Origin of the sequence: Actinoplanes sp. NPDC024001, from assembly GCF_040638955.1 — a bacterium.
GTDB lineage: Bacteria > Actinomycetota > Actinomycetes > Mycobacteriales > Micromonosporaceae > Actinoplanes.
In genome coordinates this window covers 27150-41861 of the sequence record NZ_JBEZZB010000092.1, presented here as the reverse complement: position 1 = coordinate 41861, position 14712 = coordinate 27150, and the positions used below count along the sequence as shown (strand labels likewise).

General features: G+C 72.1%; 13 protein-coding genes. 4 read left to right on the top strand and 9 right to left on the bottom strand.

Translation table 11 applies throughout. The annotated features are described in order from the left end of the window. Together AB0F81_RS30925 and AB0F81_RS30920 are read right to left on the bottom strand one after the other, a co-directional pair. A partial coding sequence (locus tag AB0F81_RS30925; RefSeq protein WP_360202904.1) for a sigma-70 family RNA polymerase sigma factor occupies positions 1–341 on the bottom strand: 341 nt, incomplete at its 3' end. Between the two features lie 252 nt (positions 342–593). Continuing rightward, complete coding sequence (locus AB0F81_RS30920) at positions 594–971, bottom strand: SRPBCC family protein (protein ID WP_360202902.1); 378 nt, start codon at positions 969–971, stop codon at positions 594–596. A gap of 104 nt (positions 972–1075) precedes the next feature. On the opposite strand from AB0F81_RS30920, the gene AB0F81_RS30915 reads away from it, so the two are divergent. Next, positions 1076–1879, top strand: coding sequence for a helix-turn-helix transcriptional regulator (locus AB0F81_RS30915; RefSeq protein ID WP_360202901.1), 804 nt, complete (start codon positions 1076–1078; stop codon positions 1877–1879). Positions 1880–2338: 459 nt separating this feature from the next. Here AB0F81_RS30915 and AB0F81_RS30910 read toward each other — a convergent pair whose 3' ends face one another. The 5 genes from AB0F81_RS30910 to AB0F81_RS30890 all read right to left on the bottom strand — a co-directional run bounded on the left by AB0F81_RS30910 (position 2339) and on the right by AB0F81_RS30890 (position 8524). Next, positions 2339–2944, bottom strand: coding sequence for a hypothetical protein (locus tag AB0F81_RS30910; protein ID WP_360202899.1), 606 nt, complete (start codon positions 2942–2944; stop codon positions 2339–2341). Between the two features lie 432 nt (positions 2945–3376). Further along, complete coding sequence (locus AB0F81_RS30905; RefSeq protein WP_360202897.1) at positions 3377–5263, bottom strand: glycogen debranching N-terminal domain-containing protein; 1887 nt, start codon at positions 5261–5263, stop codon at positions 3377–3379. Further along, positions 5260–6663, bottom strand: a complete 1404-nt coding sequence (locus AB0F81_RS30900; RefSeq protein WP_360202896.1) for a trehalase family glycosidase — start codon at positions 6661–6663, stop codon at positions 5260–5262. Before AB0F81_RS30900 ends, AB0F81_RS30905 begins: the two co-directional genes overlap by 4 nt. Then, complete coding sequence (locus tag AB0F81_RS30895) at positions 6660–7478, bottom strand: sugar phosphate isomerase/epimerase family protein (protein WP_360202894.1); 819 nt, start codon at positions 7476–7478, stop codon at positions 6660–6662. Before AB0F81_RS30895 ends, AB0F81_RS30900 begins: the two co-directional genes overlap by 4 nt. Further along, the gene (locus tag AB0F81_RS30890) at positions 7475–8524 is read right to left on the bottom strand and encodes a zinc-binding dehydrogenase (protein WP_360202892.1); all 1050 of its coding nucleotides are present in this window, start codon (positions 8522–8524) and stop codon (positions 7475–7477) included. The genes AB0F81_RS30895 and AB0F81_RS30890 overlap by 4 nt, the downstream gene beginning before the upstream one ends. A 253-nt stretch (positions 8525–8777) precedes the next feature. Between AB0F81_RS30890 and AB0F81_RS30885 the strand changes: the two genes are divergently transcribed. From AB0F81_RS30885 to AB0F81_RS30875, 3 genes are all read left to right on the top strand, one after another. Next, entirely contained in the window at positions 8778–9986 is a 1209-nt protein-coding gene (locus AB0F81_RS30885; RefSeq protein WP_360202891.1) for an ROK family protein, read from the top strand. A gap of 23 nt (positions 9987–10009) precedes the next feature. Beyond that, on the top strand, positions 10010–10882 hold the full coding sequence (locus AB0F81_RS30880; protein ID WP_360202889.1) for a Gfo/Idh/MocA family oxidoreductase: 873 nt from the start codon (positions 10010–10012) through the stop codon (positions 10880–10882). A gap of 83 nt (positions 10883–10965) precedes the next feature. Next, positions 10966–12099: a hypothetical protein gene (locus AB0F81_RS30875; protein WP_360202887.1), complete on the top strand. Its 1134-nt coding sequence runs from the start codon at positions 10966–10968 to the stop codon at positions 12097–12099. A gap of 144 nt (positions 12100–12243) precedes the next feature. Here the strand turns inward: AB0F81_RS30875 and AB0F81_RS30870 are convergent, their stop codons facing one another. After that, complete coding sequence (locus AB0F81_RS30870) at positions 12244–12837, bottom strand: response regulator transcription factor (RefSeq protein WP_360202886.1); 594 nt, start codon at positions 12835–12837, stop codon at positions 12244–12246. Positions 12838–12964: 127 nt separating this feature from the next. Continuing rightward, on the bottom strand, positions 12965–14467 hold the full coding sequence (locus tag AB0F81_RS30865; protein WP_360202884.1) for a hypothetical protein: 1503 nt from the start codon (positions 14465–14467) through the stop codon (positions 12965–12967). Between the last annotated feature and the right edge of the window lie 245 nt (positions 14468–14712).

The following is a 14712-nucleotide window of genomic DNA, read 5'->3' as shown; positions in this document are numbered from 1 at the left end:
GCCGCGGCGGCGGCCGGCCGGCCCGCCGCCGCGGCCAGCGGCGCGGTGCGCCGGAACCGGACCCGGGCCCGGGCCAGGTGGCTCCCGATCTGGTTGACCGCGATCGCGGCCAGCCACGGCCGGAAACTGCTGGGCGAGCGCAGCTTCGGCAACTGCCGCAGGGCCCGCACCATGACGTCCTGCACGACGTCGTCGACGTCGGCCTCGTCCGGCAGTGCCTGCCGGACGAGGTTGTAGACCATCGGCAGATGACGACGGGCCAGCTCGTTCATCGCGTCCCGGTCGCCGGTCCGGGCCGCGAGCACGACGGCGTCGTCGTCGATGCGCGAAGGCTGCGTCACGGGGGTGTCCTGACTTCGGGGGCGGGAACGATACGGGGTCAGTCGCCGGTGAACGCGCGGCGTCGGGGTTTGTTGAGAGCGCTAACACTCTGTTTCGTGAGATTGCCAGATCGTTTCGGCACATTCAAGAGAAGCTTTGCTCGCCGTGATTTCGGCGGGTGACGACCACGCAGAGCCGATCGGCATAACAACTTTCACCATCCTTTCCGGTGCCGCTGAGTGGTGGTCACCCGCTGCGCTGTTCGCTGCGACTCACAACGTCCTCCTGATGACTGCGAGGCCCTGGGTCATGGCCGCTTCGATGCGCGCGGCGACCCCGTCGGGCAGCACGTCATGGATCCAGATCAGCCGGCAACCGTGCCCGTCGTCGACGACCTGCATCGACGCGTTGTCGTGCTCGGGACCCACCAATGCGTAGACGATCCGGCGAGCGTCGTGGTCGACGGCGATCAGCCGCTCCTGAGCCACCGTGCCGTCGGCGAAGGTGACAGTGCGCTGGTCGCCGTCGGCGCGGGTGTCGACGACGAACCCCGGCGCCATGCGCGAAGGACCGGTGGCGAAGTCGCCGATCACCTTCCAGGCGTCGTCGGCAGTGGAGCTGAGCTGAACTTCCTTGCGGATGGAAGCCATGTTTCCTCCCTCGGTGGTCTGTCCGCAGCCTCCTCCGCCCGCGCGGCGCCGTCTTGAAGATCCTTGCGGGCGAACTTGTCAGACCCCGGGCGTACGTTCGGGTCGTGCTCTCGTCGGATGTGGTGGCCGCCCGGCCCGACTTCACCATCGCCGCCGTGACCTGCCGCGACGACCACCGAAACTGGTCGCCGGCGGAGTCGCACGACAGCTTCCGGCTCATCCTGGTGCGCCGGGGCCGCTTCCGCAGGCGGGTCGGCGGTGTTCGCACCGACCTCGACCCCACGGTGGCCTATCTGGGGGCGCCCGGCGAGGAGGAGTTCTTCGCCCATCCCGCCGGCGGCGACGTCTGCACCTCGATGTTCCTGAGCCCGGCGCTGTGGCACGGCATTGCCGGCGATCGGCAGTTGACCAGCCCAGTGGTGTATGTCGACGCCGAGCTGGACCTGGCGCATCGGCGGCTGCTGGCTTCCGCCCGCGCCGGCGATGTGGACCATGCCGTCGCCGAGCACCTGCTGCACCTCATGAGCCGGGCCGTCACGCAGGCGGTCGCCCAGCCCACCCCGGCCGCCGGCGCCGCCGACCGGCCGTTGGTCGCGGCAGCACGTGAGGCGATCGGCGCCGGCCATCCCGCCGCCGGCGGTCTGCTGCCGCTGGCGGCGCTGCTCGGCGTCTCACCGTTCCGGTTGAGCCGGGCGTTCAGCGCGCAGATGGGGGTCTCGCTGACCCGATATCGCAACCGGGTGCGGGTCGCCCACGCGCTGGACCGGCTGGAGGCCGGCGAGGCCCAGCTCGGGTCGCTCGCGGCCGATCTCGGCTTCGCCGATCAGGCCCACCTGTGCCGCACCGTGCGCGCCCATCTCGGCCACACACCGACCGCGCTGCGCCGCCTGCTGGCGCTCACCCGATGACGGGCCCCGCCGGCATCGCGCGGCCATCCGCGCATGCGTGTGCGTCCCGCCCATCAGCCGCGCGCCGCGCCTGCGGCCCGCCGGCCCGACCTGCCCGTGGGTCGCCAATGCACCGGGCTGTCGGCCTCGCTGATCTGTCCAGCCGGCACTTGCCGGCCCGCGCGGCTGGTCCACCAGGCCGGCCGGCTGTCGACGAGCGCTGCCAGCGGTCGCTGGCCCGCTCAGCTGGCGGGCTGCTCGCTCTGTTCTCCGCTTCGCGCTTTGAATCACCAAGCCGGAGGCTGTCGATCCGCGCTGCCGGCGGCGACCGGCCCGCCCGACTGGCCGGCTGTTTGTCTGTCCCGCCTGCGGGTCGACGGTCCACCCGGCGGGCTGGCTGCTGGTCGAGCGGGCGGCGGGTCGCCGCGCCGTCTGGGCGGCGCTTTCGGCAAGTGCGGTCACGAGGCAAGCGGCCGGGAGCTATCGGCAGGTCGGCGTGTAGCGGTGGATGCGCAGGCCCCGGAATTCCAGCTCGTTCGCGGTCTTGCCGACGAAGACCAGACCGCGCGCCTCGTTGACGGCGGACTCGAACGAGTGCGCCGGAGCGCCCAGCTCCGGCACGGCCGACCACGCCTGCGGCCGGAGGCTGAAGAACCTGGTCACCATCCGCCCGCGGGTCGACGGCACCCGGGTGGCCCACTGCGCGCCGCCGCTCCAGTGCGATGCCGGCCGCAACTGGACATGAAGGTCGTTGGTGGCGCTGTAGGTGAGCAGGAAACCGGCGGACCGCGACAGGTCGGCCTGGCCCTCGAACTGGTTGTCCAGCCAGACCACCGCCACGTGCCACTCATCGTTCAGGAAGGAGATTTTCGCGGTGTAGCGGGCGGTGCCGCGAATCGGCACCAGCATGCTGCCGGTCGCGGGCACGGTGGTGCCCTCGCCGCTTGCCAGCCAGTGCTGCAGGCGGTGGATCGACGGGGTGGCGCACTCGCGAAGGTGACCGGAAGCGGCGCCCGCGGCCTGAGCTGGTGCCGGCGCGGCCAGCATCGCCAGTGTGAGTGCCACCGCTGCCGTCAACTTCCGCATGTGCCGCCCCTGAGCCTCGAATTAGTAAGGATTGTTCATGATTACCCGAGGGGCGGGGACGCAGTCAAGGACATCAATGCTGTCGATGTCCGCGCCGGGGCGGGGCGACTCCGCTCAGAGGGCGTCAAGGTGGCCGAGCTCGCGCTTGGGGCGGGGCGATTCTGCTCAGGGCGTCGATGCGGCCGAGTCTGCGTCGGGGCGGGCAGCTCAGAGGGCGTCAGGGCGGCCGAGCTCACGCCTGGGGCGGCGCGATTCAGCTCAGAGGGCCGTCAATGCGGCCGACTCTGCGCCCGAGGCGGCGGGATTCAGCTGAGAGGGCCGTCAATGCGGCCGAGTCCGTGCCCGAGGCGGTCGATTCAGCTCCGATGAAGTCAGTGGAAAGGACTGCTGGCCCGCGGTCAGCAGTGGGGAGAGACGGCAGCGGCCGGCTGGTCACAGGGTGAGCAGGAGCAGGGGAGCCGCAGCCGCCCACGCCTGCGGGGAGCACGAATGCGGATAGGGCACCGGACCGCAGCCGCGCTCGCGGGTCAGGCCGGTCATCACCTCCGGGAGCCGGCCCTCGGTGTAGGACGCCGCGGCGAGGAGGCCGTCGGCGATGCGCTCGGCGTCGGCTCGGCGGCCGGCGGCGGCCAGGCCGGCCACCGCGATCGCGGTGTCGTGCGGCCACACGCCGCCGCGGTGGTAGGACATCGGGTGGTAGGGGAGCTGGCCGGCGGCGAGGGTTCGCACGCCCCAGCCGGAGAAGAAGTCGTCGTGGGTGAGGCGTTCGGCGACCGTGGCCGCCCAGTCGTCGGCGAGCAGGCCGCACCACAGCAGGTGCCCGGCGTTGGAGGCCAGCGCGTCGACCGGGGTGCCGGCCGCATCCAGGGCGAGCGCGACGAAACCGTCCGGCAGGCGGAAGTCGGCGGCGAACCGGGTGCGCAGGTCGGCGGCGGTGGCGGTGAGCGTCGCGGCCCAGGCGGGGTCGTCCCACACCCGGGAGGCGAGGCGGGCGGTGCCGAGGAGGGCGCGGTAGGCGTACCCCTGGGCCTCGGCGACCGCGATCGGCCCGGCGGCCGGCGTGCCGTCGCGGAAGATGATCGAATCGCCGGAGTCCTTCCAGCAATGGTGGACGAGGCCCGGCAGGTCGGTGCGGTAGCGCAGGTAACCGCCGGTCAGGCCGCCCGGCCCGAGCATCCAGCCGACGGCGGCCCGCGCCGCCGGCTCCAGCTGGGCGGCCAGCCGGTCGTCTCCGGTCAGTTCGTGGTGGGCGGCGAGCAGCATCAGGAACAGCGGCGTCGCGTCGACCGAACCGTAGTAGCGGGCGTAAGGCACCTCGCCGGTGGTCGCGAGTTCGCCCCGGCGGGTCTCGTGGATCACCTTGCCCGGTTCCTCGACGCGCGAGTCGTCGGTGGTCCGGCCCTGCGTAGCGGCCAGCACCCGCAGCGTTCCCGCGGCCAGCTCCGGCCGATGGTGCAGCGCGAACAGCGAGGTCAGCAGGCTGTCCCGGCCGAAAACGGTGAGAAACCAGGGCGCGCCGGCGGCCGGCACGACAGCGCCGGGCACGCCCGGCGCCGGCATGCTCAAAGCATCAAGATCAGAGAGCCCTTTCCGTACGCAACGCGCCAGGTCGTCACGCGCGATCGTCGGGGCGCCGCGGTCGGCAACCGGATCAACGGCCTCGGCGGGCGGCGACGCCGTCACGCTGATCCGCAGCGTCACCGACCCCTGCGGCGGCAGCGTCACCGTCCACCGCACGCCGTCATGGCCGAGCACGCCGACCGGCGCCGCGCCGGCCGTCGTCACGCCGGTGAGTTCGCCGGCAGGCGTGGTGTCTGGCGTTGTGCGGGCCGGCTCGGCGGAAGCGGCGACGTCGACCGTTGTCGCGCGGGTGACGCCGCGCCGCGCATACGAGAAGGTGAGCCGGCTGGGGGACACCTCGGTGGTGCGGACGGCGTCGGACTTGTCGAACGTGCGGGCCGAGCGCAGCTCGAACTGGTCGGCGAAGTCGGCGGCCAGGTCGTAGGACACCTGGACGGTGTGGGGAGCGGCTACGAAGCTGGTCAGCTCCAGCGACTCGACCAGCCGGCCGGGCGTGACCTCGCGCCGGCGGGTGAGGGCGTAGGGCGGGTCGGCGTGGCGGCCCGCCTCCGGTGTGTAGACCGTCGACGTGGCGTCGCTGCGCAGGACCCGCAGCGGTGGGCCGGGCACGTGCAGGATCAGCCGGGACAGGTGGCGGCAGTCGTCCACGAAGAAGCCGTCGGTGGCGGAGCCGGTGACGTCAGGACCTTCGGCGGTGAGCAGGCAGGTGGTGCCCGCGACCGTCGTGTGGCCGGTCACGGGACGCGGAGCAGGTCGAGGACCAGGGCCGCGGTCCAGGCGAACTCGTCGGTGCCGTGGCCGGTGCCGGTCAGCGGGTCGAAATATTCGCGGAAGCCGGCGTCCCGGACCCGGTCCAGCAGGCCCTGCCGGAGGTCGTCCGCGAGGGCCGGTTCGCCGTGCAGACGCAGGCCGTGCCAGAAGAGCCAGGCGGTGTTGACCCAGCCGGGGCCGCGCCAGTAACGGCCCGGGTCGTGGTCGGCGGCGGTCAGGTCGTAGGAGGGCAGGGGACACGCGTCGCGCAGGCGGAAACGGTCGCTCAGGGCGGTCTTGATCAGTTCCGGGGCTACCGGCAGATCGGGCACGACCAGGGGCATCAGACCGCCGACGGAATGGGAGCGCAGGTGCGTACCGGTGTGTGCGTCACGCGGGAGGAACATGCCGGCGCCGGCGTCGTACAGGATGGTGGTCAGCGTGTGGGTGAGGCGGGCTGCAGCTGACCGGTGAGGCTGAGGGTCGTGGCCGATCTCCGCGGCGATAGCCGCGAGGGCGTGCTCGCCGGCGGCGAGCAGCGCGTTGCACAGCGGGTCCTCCACCGCGAAGGCGTGCCCGCGCAGCGAGTCGGCGTAGCCGGCGTCGCGGTAGTCGCGGGCCAGGCGGACATAGCGGCCGTAGTCGGTGTCGGTCGGGCGTTCAGCGGCCGCGGCGTGGTTGAGATCGCGGCGGGTGAACTCGGTGGACGGCACCGGGGTGATCCGCGACAGCGGCGCGTCCCAGGCGGGGCTGTTGTCCATCCCGGACTCCCACGGGTGCACGACACACATCAGACCGCTTCCGGTCAGGTCCCGCCGGGTCGTCAGATAGCGGTGCCAGGCGACCAGCCGCGGGTAGAGCCGCGGCAGGAAACCGCGGGCGCGAGCCGTCGACGGGTCGGCCTGGAAGGTGAGCCAGGCGGCGAGAGCGTGCGCCGGCGGCTGAATGATGCCGGAGGTCGGCACCCCGGGTGCGCCGGGCACGGCAGTGGAACGCCAGAACGACGGGCCGGGAAAGTAGGCGTCGGCGGGCACGTGCGGGTCGAAGACGATGTGCGGCAGCCGGCCGTCGGACCACTGGGCGCCGAACAGGGACTCCAGTTCGCGCTGGGCCCGGGCGGGGGAGAGGTGGCGCAGGCCGATGGCTACGAACGCGGAGTCCCAGCTCCACTGGTGCGGGTAGAGCCGGGCGGCCGGCACGGTGGAGTGGCCCCGCCAGTTGGTGAGAAGCACCCGCCGGGCGGACCGATCCAGATCCTCGAGTGAGCAGCGCACGTCGTGCCGCTCGGTGCAGGCGGTCATGCTGTGTTCGATGGGCATGCCCTTCTGGCCCTCGCCTGCGGCGTTGTTGTCGGGTGCGGCTGGGTGCCGCTCGGTGCAGGCGGTCATGCCGGCACGGTGACGTCGTGGCGGCGCAGGAAACCGGGGATGGCGGCGACCGCGACGGACGGCTCGCCGCGCAGGCGGCACTCCACGGCCAGGTGACCGGAGTAGTCCAGGGCGTCGAGGGTGCCCAGCAACGCCGACCAGTCGAGGTGGCCGGCGCCGGGCTGCAGGCGGTTCGAGTCGCTGACCTGGACGTGACCGAGGTGCGCGGCGGCCTTCACCAGCGCCGTCGTGGGCTCATCCTCCTCGATGTTCATGTGGTAAGTGTCGGCCAGCACCTTCACCGACGGCAGGCCCACCGCGTCGATCAGCTCGACCGCCTGGTCCAGCCGGTTGACCATGTGATCCTCGTAGCGGTTGAGCGGCTCCAGCGCGAGCGTCGCCCCCACCTGCGCGGCGTGCGCGCCCAGCTCGGCGAGGCCTTCGAGCAGCACCGCCCGGTCCTCCTCCGCGCTGCGGGGCGGCTCGAACGGCGGCAGCCGGCGGGAGAACATGCCCCAGGACGCGGGCGTGCAGGCCACCGCGCCCGGACCGCCCACCTCGGCGATCACCGACAGCTGCGACTTGAGCTGCGCGACGGCATCACGGCGCAGCTCCGGGTCGAAGGCGCCGAAGAAGTGCGCCATGTCGACACACACCGACGGCATCGGCACCCCGTCGCGGGCGGCCAGGCGCAACTCCGGCAGCCGGTCGCGGAACGCGAAGTCACCGCGGGCGCGCAGCTCGATGCCGTCGTACCCGGCCTCGCGCGCGAAGTCGAACTTCTCCTGCAGCGTCTCGCCGGGCAGCAGCTGCTCCTGGCACAGGATTTTGATCATGGGAAGGTCAACACCACCTGGAGTGCCTCGTGGGGACTGCGGTCGAGCATCTGGTAGGCGGCAGCCGCCTCGTCGACCGGGATGACGTGCGTGACCAGGCCGACCGGGTCGATCTGCTGGTCGGTGGCCAGCCGCAGGAACGTCTGGTTGAGCCGGATCTGGTCCCAGCGGCCGACGACCGCCGGCGGCACCCCGCCGATCTGCGAGCAGACCAGGCCCACCCGGTTGTGGTGGAACTCGTCGCCGAGGCGCAGGCCGACGCCGTCGCCCTGGTAGAAGCCGGCCGCCACCACCCGGCCGTTGACCGCGACGGCGCGGATCGCCTCGTGCAGGGCCGGGTACGAGCCGCTGATCTCGATCGCCACGTCCGCACCACGGCCGTCGGTGAGCCGGCGGATCTGCTGCCCGACCGTGCCCTCGCGGGCGTCCAGGACGGTGTGGGCGCCGTACTCTCGTGCCTTCTCCAGGCGGCCGGGCACCGCGTCGACCGCGACGACCGTGCCGCCGGAGAGCTGGACGAGCCGGGTGGTGAGCAACCCCAGCACGCCCTGGCCGAAGACGGCGACGGTCTCACCGAGGTGGATGTCAGCGGCCAGTACGGCGTTGAGCGCGACCGCGCCGACCCGGGCGAAGGTCGCCGCGATCGGGGCGAGGCCGGTCGGCACCGTGCAGCCGCGCAGCTTCTCGGCGGCCAGGACGGCTTCGCCGCGGTGGCCCCAGATTCCCCACACGTGCGCGCCGACCGGCGGCAGGCCGGGGTCGTCGGCGACGTCCGGGGCGACCTCGACGACCTGGCCGACCTCCGAGTAGCCGAGCCCGGCCACCGGATAGTGCAGGCCGCTGGTGTCGTCGACGAACAGTCGCAGGTCGGGATCCCACGACTTGTTCAGGTACGGGTTCGAGCCACGGTAGGCGGTCAGTTCGGTGCCGGCCGAGATGCCGGAAAAGATGGTACGGACGCGTACCTGCCCGGCGCGCAGGTCCGGGGTGGGCTGATCGATCACCTCGACGCGATGCGGCGACGTGATCTGCACTGTCTGGGACACTCTGACATTTCACCGCATTTAGCCGCAATCGCGCGGCAAAACGCCGGACGTTAGGTCGGGGAACCGCACGACTTATGTCTGGTGACCAGGCATTAGTCGCTGCCTGCGGTGGGTGAATTCACCGTGGACCGTCCGCGCCCCCAGCCGTGGTCGCAGCGTTGAACCTCGTCATGACCGCCAGCGACCCGTGTCACCCACCGCATCGCAGATGCATACGCTACGCACATGAACGTCTCCGGAGGATTGACGGCCTGTGCTGACCAGGGATAGACGGGGAGGCAACCAGAACTCGGCGGGGCACCTGCTGTGGCTGGTGCGTACCGGGCGCGCCCGTACGCGTGGCGAACTGCAGAGCTACACCGGCCTGTCCCGCTCCACCACCACGCAGCGCATCGACGTGCTGCGCGCGGCCGGCTATCTGCGTGCCGGTGGCGTCGAGGGGTCGACCGGTGGCCGGCCGGCCGAGGTGCTGGAGTTCGACACCGCCCACGGGGTGGTGCTCGTGGCCGACCTGGGCGGCAACCACGCCCGGGCGGCGGTCGTCGACCTCGGTGGGCAGCCGCTGGCCGAGGAGCACGAGCCGATCAAGATCGGTACGGGGCCGGAGGCGGTGCTCGGCTGGATAGACAGCGCGTTCCGCCGGGTGCTGGCCAAGACCGGGTGGGACGCCGAGCAGGTCCGTGGCATCGGGGTCGGTGTGCCCGGCCCGGTCGAGTTCGACTTCGGCATGGTCACCCAGCCGCCGCTCATGCCGGGCTGGGACGGCTATCCGATAGCCGAACGCCTGCGCCGCACCTGGCGGCGCCCCGTCTACGTGGACAACGACGCCAACCTGATGGCGCTGGGGGAGCAGGCGGTCCACTACCCGGACTGCCCGGCGCTGGTGCTGGTGAAGGTCGCGACCGGGATCAGCGCGGGCGTGGTCATCGACGGGCAGGTCTACCGCGGCATCGACGGCGGGGCCGGCGACATCGGCCACATCCGGCTGTACGAGCATCGCGAGGCCCGCTGCGAGTGCGGGCTCTACGGTTGCCTGGCCGCGGTGGCCAGCGGGCTGGCGCTGGCGCAGCGGCTCACCGCCGAGGGGACGCCGACCTCCTCCGGCGCCGAGCTCGTCGAGCGGATCCGTTCCGGGCACGCGGAGGCGGTGCACCTGGCCCGTACGGCGGGCAAGCTGGTCGGCGAGGTGCTGTCCACGGTGGTGTGCATGGTCAACCCCGCGGTGCTGGTCATCGCCGGCGACCTGGCCGACATCCACTTCGTCACCGGGGTGCGCGAGGTGCTCTACCAGAGCGCGCTGCCCCGCTCGACACGCCACCTCGAGGTCAGCACCAGCCGGCTGGGTCCCCAGTCGGCGGTGATCGGTGGGTACGCGATGGTCGTCGACCAGGTCTACGCCCCGGCGGCGGTGGACGCGGAACTCGCCCGGATGATGCCCGCCGGCGAACCGGTGACCTGCTGACCCTTTCGGGCAGAATGTCCGCTATGAAGGATGCCTCGCCGGTCTCGGTCGGTCTCGTCGGAGCCGGACCCTGGGCTGCGACGATGCACGGGCCGGTGCTCGCCGCCGGCCCGGAGACCCGACTCGCTGCCGTCTGGGCACGGCGCCCCGGAGCCGCCGCGGACCTCGCCGGCCGGCTGGGTGCGTACGCCGCCGGCTCGTACGAGGAACTGCTCGACCGATGTGAGGCCGTCGCCTTCGCCGTGCCGCCGGACGTGCAGGCCGCGCTGGCGCCGCGCGCCGCGCGGGCCGGCAAGGCCCTGCTGCTGGAGAAGCCGCTCGCGCTCGATCTTCGGGGCGCGCAAGCGCTCGCCGACGCCGTCGCGGACGCCGGTGTGGTCAGCCAGCTCGTGCTGACCAAGCGTTACCACCCGCGGACGCGGGAATTCCTCACCGAGGCGGCGGCTTTCGACGCGGCCGGCGCTCGCAGCCGGTATCTGCACGGCGCCTTCCTGGACGGCGAACTGGCGACCGGGTGGCGGCTGACGATCGGCGCCCTGTACGACCTCGGCCCGCACCTGCTGGACCTCGTCGACGCCGCGCTCGGGCCGATCGAGGAGCTGCGTGCCGCCGGGGACAGCCGCCGCTGGATCGAGGTGACCTGCGAGCATCGCGGTGGCGCGGTCAGTCAGCTCTCGCTGTCCGGCGCGGTGGGGCTGCCGTCGTCGCAGGCCGGCATCGAACTGTTCGGCCCGGCCGGCACGCTGGCGCTCGACTTCGGAACGGTCGATCACGGGCAGTGCTGGCCGGTGCTGCGCGCCGAGTTCGCGGCGGCGGTGCGTTCCGGGGTGCCCCACCCCCTCGACGCGCGGCACGGGCTGATGCTGCAGGAGCTGCTCGACCGGATCCGCCGATGAGGCGGCGGCTGGCATCCGCGGTCGTTGCGGCTCTGCTCATGGCGGGTTGCTCGTCCTCCTCGGAATTCTTCGATCGTGCGGTGGTGCCCGCAGGCGAGGCCAGGCTGGGCGACGCGGTCATGGCCTTTTTCGTCGGGCCGCAGATCAATGAGGGAGGCGGCCCGGGATATGTGATCCTGGTGAACGCCGACGGGTCCCTCCGCGCCCTGCGGACCAGGGGCATGGACATGATGAGAATGGCCTGGTCCCGCCACGGTCTGTACTTCGCCGACAAGAGCGCTGACTACCGGCTGACCGCGTCCGGGCTGACCACGACCGCGAACCCGAAGAGCGCGGCCCAGAACCTGATGTTCGCACTGCCGGACGGCGGGGCCGTGGGCGTCTACAACGGCGGCGACGTCACCGAGGTCGCCGCCGACGGCCACCGGTACGACGCCCAGGGCACCTATTTCACCGGCGCCCGCTGCGACGGGCAGGTCTACGGCATCGCCGAGAACGCGGGTGCGCACCGGAGCCAGGCGCCCACGTCAGCCGGATGGAAGTCGACGGTCAGTGACACCTTCACACCCCAGATGCTGGCCCGCCTCCACCCGGCCGAGGGCGGTGAGAAGGTCATCGGGTGGCGGCAGTCCTTCGGTGGCACCCCGCCCGGAGAGGTGCCCTGCCACGACGGTGTCATCACGTTCCTGTCCTGGGACGCCGACGCCTACGGCACCAGCCGGGCGAAAGTGGTCTCCTGGGACACCGCCACCGGTGAATCCACGAGCCACCCGCTGACCTTCGAGGCCGGCGTCCACCTGAACGCCGAGGACTTCGGCTATGTGCACCAGGGCTGGAAGGACGGCCGGCTGCACTGGGTCTACGCCGACGGGCGGGTGTTCTCCACGGACAGCGGCACCGGGAAGACCACCACGCTGTTCGCGAACGCCCCGGCGACCGGCGCGGGACGGCCGATACAGACGTTCTACGCGTTCACCGACACCGAACTGCACGCCCTCAGCACGGTCCGTGAGGCTGAGGGCAGCCTGACGTACCGGGTGCTCGACCGCGCCACCGGGGAAACCCTGCGCGAGGTGGCTGTCGCGATTCCGCACACCGAGGTCAACGTCCAGGGTCTGAACCTGTCCCACCTCGCCGTTCCTCCCGCAGCAGGCCAGCACGCAACGCCGGCAGGGCGGCCGCCCCGAACGGGCGCATCACCGGCTCGTAGCCGATGACGTGCCGCACCGCCGCCGACCGGGCCGCGGCGTCGACGGCGATGAGCGCGCCGTAGCCCCGGCCGGCCAACCGCACCGGCTCGCCCAGCGTGGTGAGCCAGGCGAGCAGGTCCAGCACCTCGGTCTCGACGTCGTCGCCGCGGCTCACAGCCAGTTGGACTCGGTGGCGATGCGGATGGCGTCCAGCCTGCTGCGGGCCTCGACCTTCTGCGTGATGGTCGACAGGTAGGTGCGGACGGTGCCCGCCGTCAGGAACAGCGTGGCGGCGATGTCGCGCCCCGACATGCCCTCGGCGGCGAGCCGCAGCACGTCCTGTTCGCGGGGGGTCAGCGGGTTGGGCCGGCCGTTGAGCATCGACGCGGCGATCGCCGGTTCGATGAAGCTCTCCCCGGCCGCCACCCGCCGCACCGCGTCGACCAGGTCGTCGAGGTGGCAGTCCTTCTTCAGGTACGCCCGGACCCGGCAGCCGAAAGCATGCCGCAGGGCGGCCGACGCGGCGACCGTGGTCAGGACCAGGACGGCGCAGTCCGGGCGGTGCTCGGTGAGGATGCCGACGGCGTCGCTCACCGAGCCGTTCAAGGTGTCGAGGTCGACGACGACCACGTCGGCGTCGACGTCGCGGGTCACCTGCGCGGTGGTGCTGTCGGCGACCACGTGGAGTCCGGGCTCGTGCGACAGGGCCCGGCGGAGTGCGGTTCTGAGCAGGCAGGCGTCAGCGACCAGCATGATGCGGATCACGGTGGGTTCCTTCCCGGGTTCGTGCGCTCTGCCCGGTTCGGCCGGGGTGGTCACGGTGGCGAACCGGCAGCTGACAAGGGCACGGAGTCCCGCCGGCACACGACGGCGCCGGCGTGGACGGGAAGGTTCAGCCAGGCGGTGCCGCACAGCCGGGGCAGCGCCCCCGGCGGTGCACGGAGTCGGTCGCCGTGGTGGCGACCGGGGCCGTGTCCGGCCGCCACGCGGCCGAGGTGACGGCCCAGGCCCGCGGCGCGGAGTCAGCTCCGGCCGTGGCCCAGGAGTTCACCACCCCCCAAGAAGCCGGCGTACGCGGGGGAGCGGTTCCCGGGCCGGTCCGCGCCGCCCCGCTGTGCCGGCCGACCGGCGCGTGCGTGTCGCACAGCGGCCGAGCGCCGTGGAACGAGGCCGCCCGGTGCGCCCCTTGGACCGCCGCTTCATGCGCCGCCTCCGGCCTGCTGTCGAGCGCGGCTATCGATGCCGCGGGCAGCGGGGAGATCGCGGCCACTGACTGGCCAGGCAGCTCGGTGGAAGCCACCCGCGGCAGCACCGGCGTGAACGACTCGACAGCGGGCTTGAGTGGCGCAGTGACCTGGCGGAGGGGCGGGTCGAGCGACCCGGTCACTGGCTCGACGGCCGAGGTCACGGGCGTGAAGGCCGAGGCCACCGGCTTGATCGCCGAGGTCACGGGCTCGATGGCCGTGGTCAGCGGCCCGGCGACGGTCTCGACGGTGGTCACGATCGGCGCTGCCACCGGCCGAAGCGTCTCGCCCAGCGGTCCGGTGACGGGTTTCAACGTCTCGCCGAGCGGTTCGGTGACGGGCTTGAGCGTCTCGCCGAGCGGCTTGGTGACGGGCTCCAGCGTCTCGGCCAATGGCTTCGTGCTGCGCTCCAGCGTCTCGCCGAGCGGCTTGGTGACGGGCTCCAGCGCATCGCCGAGCGGCTTGGTGGCGCGTTCCACCGTCTCACCAGCGGGCTTCGTAACGGGCCGCAGCTTCTCATCCAGCGGCGCGATGGCGCGTTGCACCGCCTCGCCGACTGGCTTGGTGGCGCGTTCCACGGTCTTGCCGGCCGGTTCGGTGGCGCGCTCAACGGTCTCAGCAGCCGGTTCGGCGGCGCGTTCCACGGTCTTGCCGGCCGGCTTGGTGACGCGCTCTACGGTCTCACCAGCCGGTTTGGTGGCGCGTTCCACGGTCTTGCCGGCCGGCTTGGTAACGCGTTCTACCGTCTCGCCGGCCGGCTCGGTGGCGCGGGGCGCTGCCTCTTCGGCCGGGGCCTTGACGGCTTCGACCTTCCGCTCCACCGGCTTGCGCACCGCGTCGACAGCCTCGCGCGACCGGTCCCGCTCGGCGCCCTCCGGCTTCCCGCGCTCGACCTCCCGGGGGACCTGATCACGCGCCGGAGCGTCCTTCTTCCGCTCCGAATCCTGCGGCACGGCTTTCGGCGGACCGCTGTCCGGCGCGACCGCCTCCACGACCTCGCCCAGACCGGGAACCGCGGGTTTCTCGTCGGCTTGGGCCGCCGCCGCGCTCACCAGCAGGTATGCCACCACCGCGAAGCCCGAGAAAACGATCAGCCGAAGGAAAACGGACAGGCGGCGCCGCACCGTTCGATCAGGCAGTTCTGCCGTCACCACGGGAACGCTCTCCGTCCTTCTCCGCCGGACCGGTCCAACCAGGACGCTAACCCCGCATCCCGGAGATCGCACATCGGAGAACACCGAAGGGGTGACGACCGCCCGCGCGTTTTCCCCCCGCGCTTTCCGCTAAACGCTGCGTTTGTCAGCAATACCCGGTGAATCGTGTGACCCACTCTCTGACATCGGCGACTGGCCCGCCTTCCCCGGCCTCGACAGGATTGATGCAGACCGATGAGGGA

Coding starts and splice junctions, on each gene's coding strand:
- AB0F81_RS30920 (WP_360202902.1), bottom strand. CDS start 971: ATGGCTTCCATCCGCAAGGAAGTTCAGCTCAGCTCCACTGCCGACGAC.
- AB0F81_RS30910 (WP_360202899.1), bottom strand. CDS start 2,944: ATGCGGAAGTTGACGGCAGCGGTGGCACTCACACTGGCGATGCTGGCC.
- AB0F81_RS30900 (WP_360202896.1), bottom strand. CDS start 6,663: ATGACCGCCTGCACCGAGCGGCACCCAGCCGCACCCGACAACAACGCC.
- AB0F81_RS30895 (WP_360202894.1), bottom strand. CDS start 7,478: ATGATCAAAATCCTGTGCCAGGAGCAGCTGCTGCCCGGCGAGACGCTG.
- AB0F81_RS30880 (WP_360202889.1), top strand. CDS start 10,010: ATGAAGGATGCCTCGCCGGTCTCGGTCGGTCTCGTCGGAGCCGGACCC.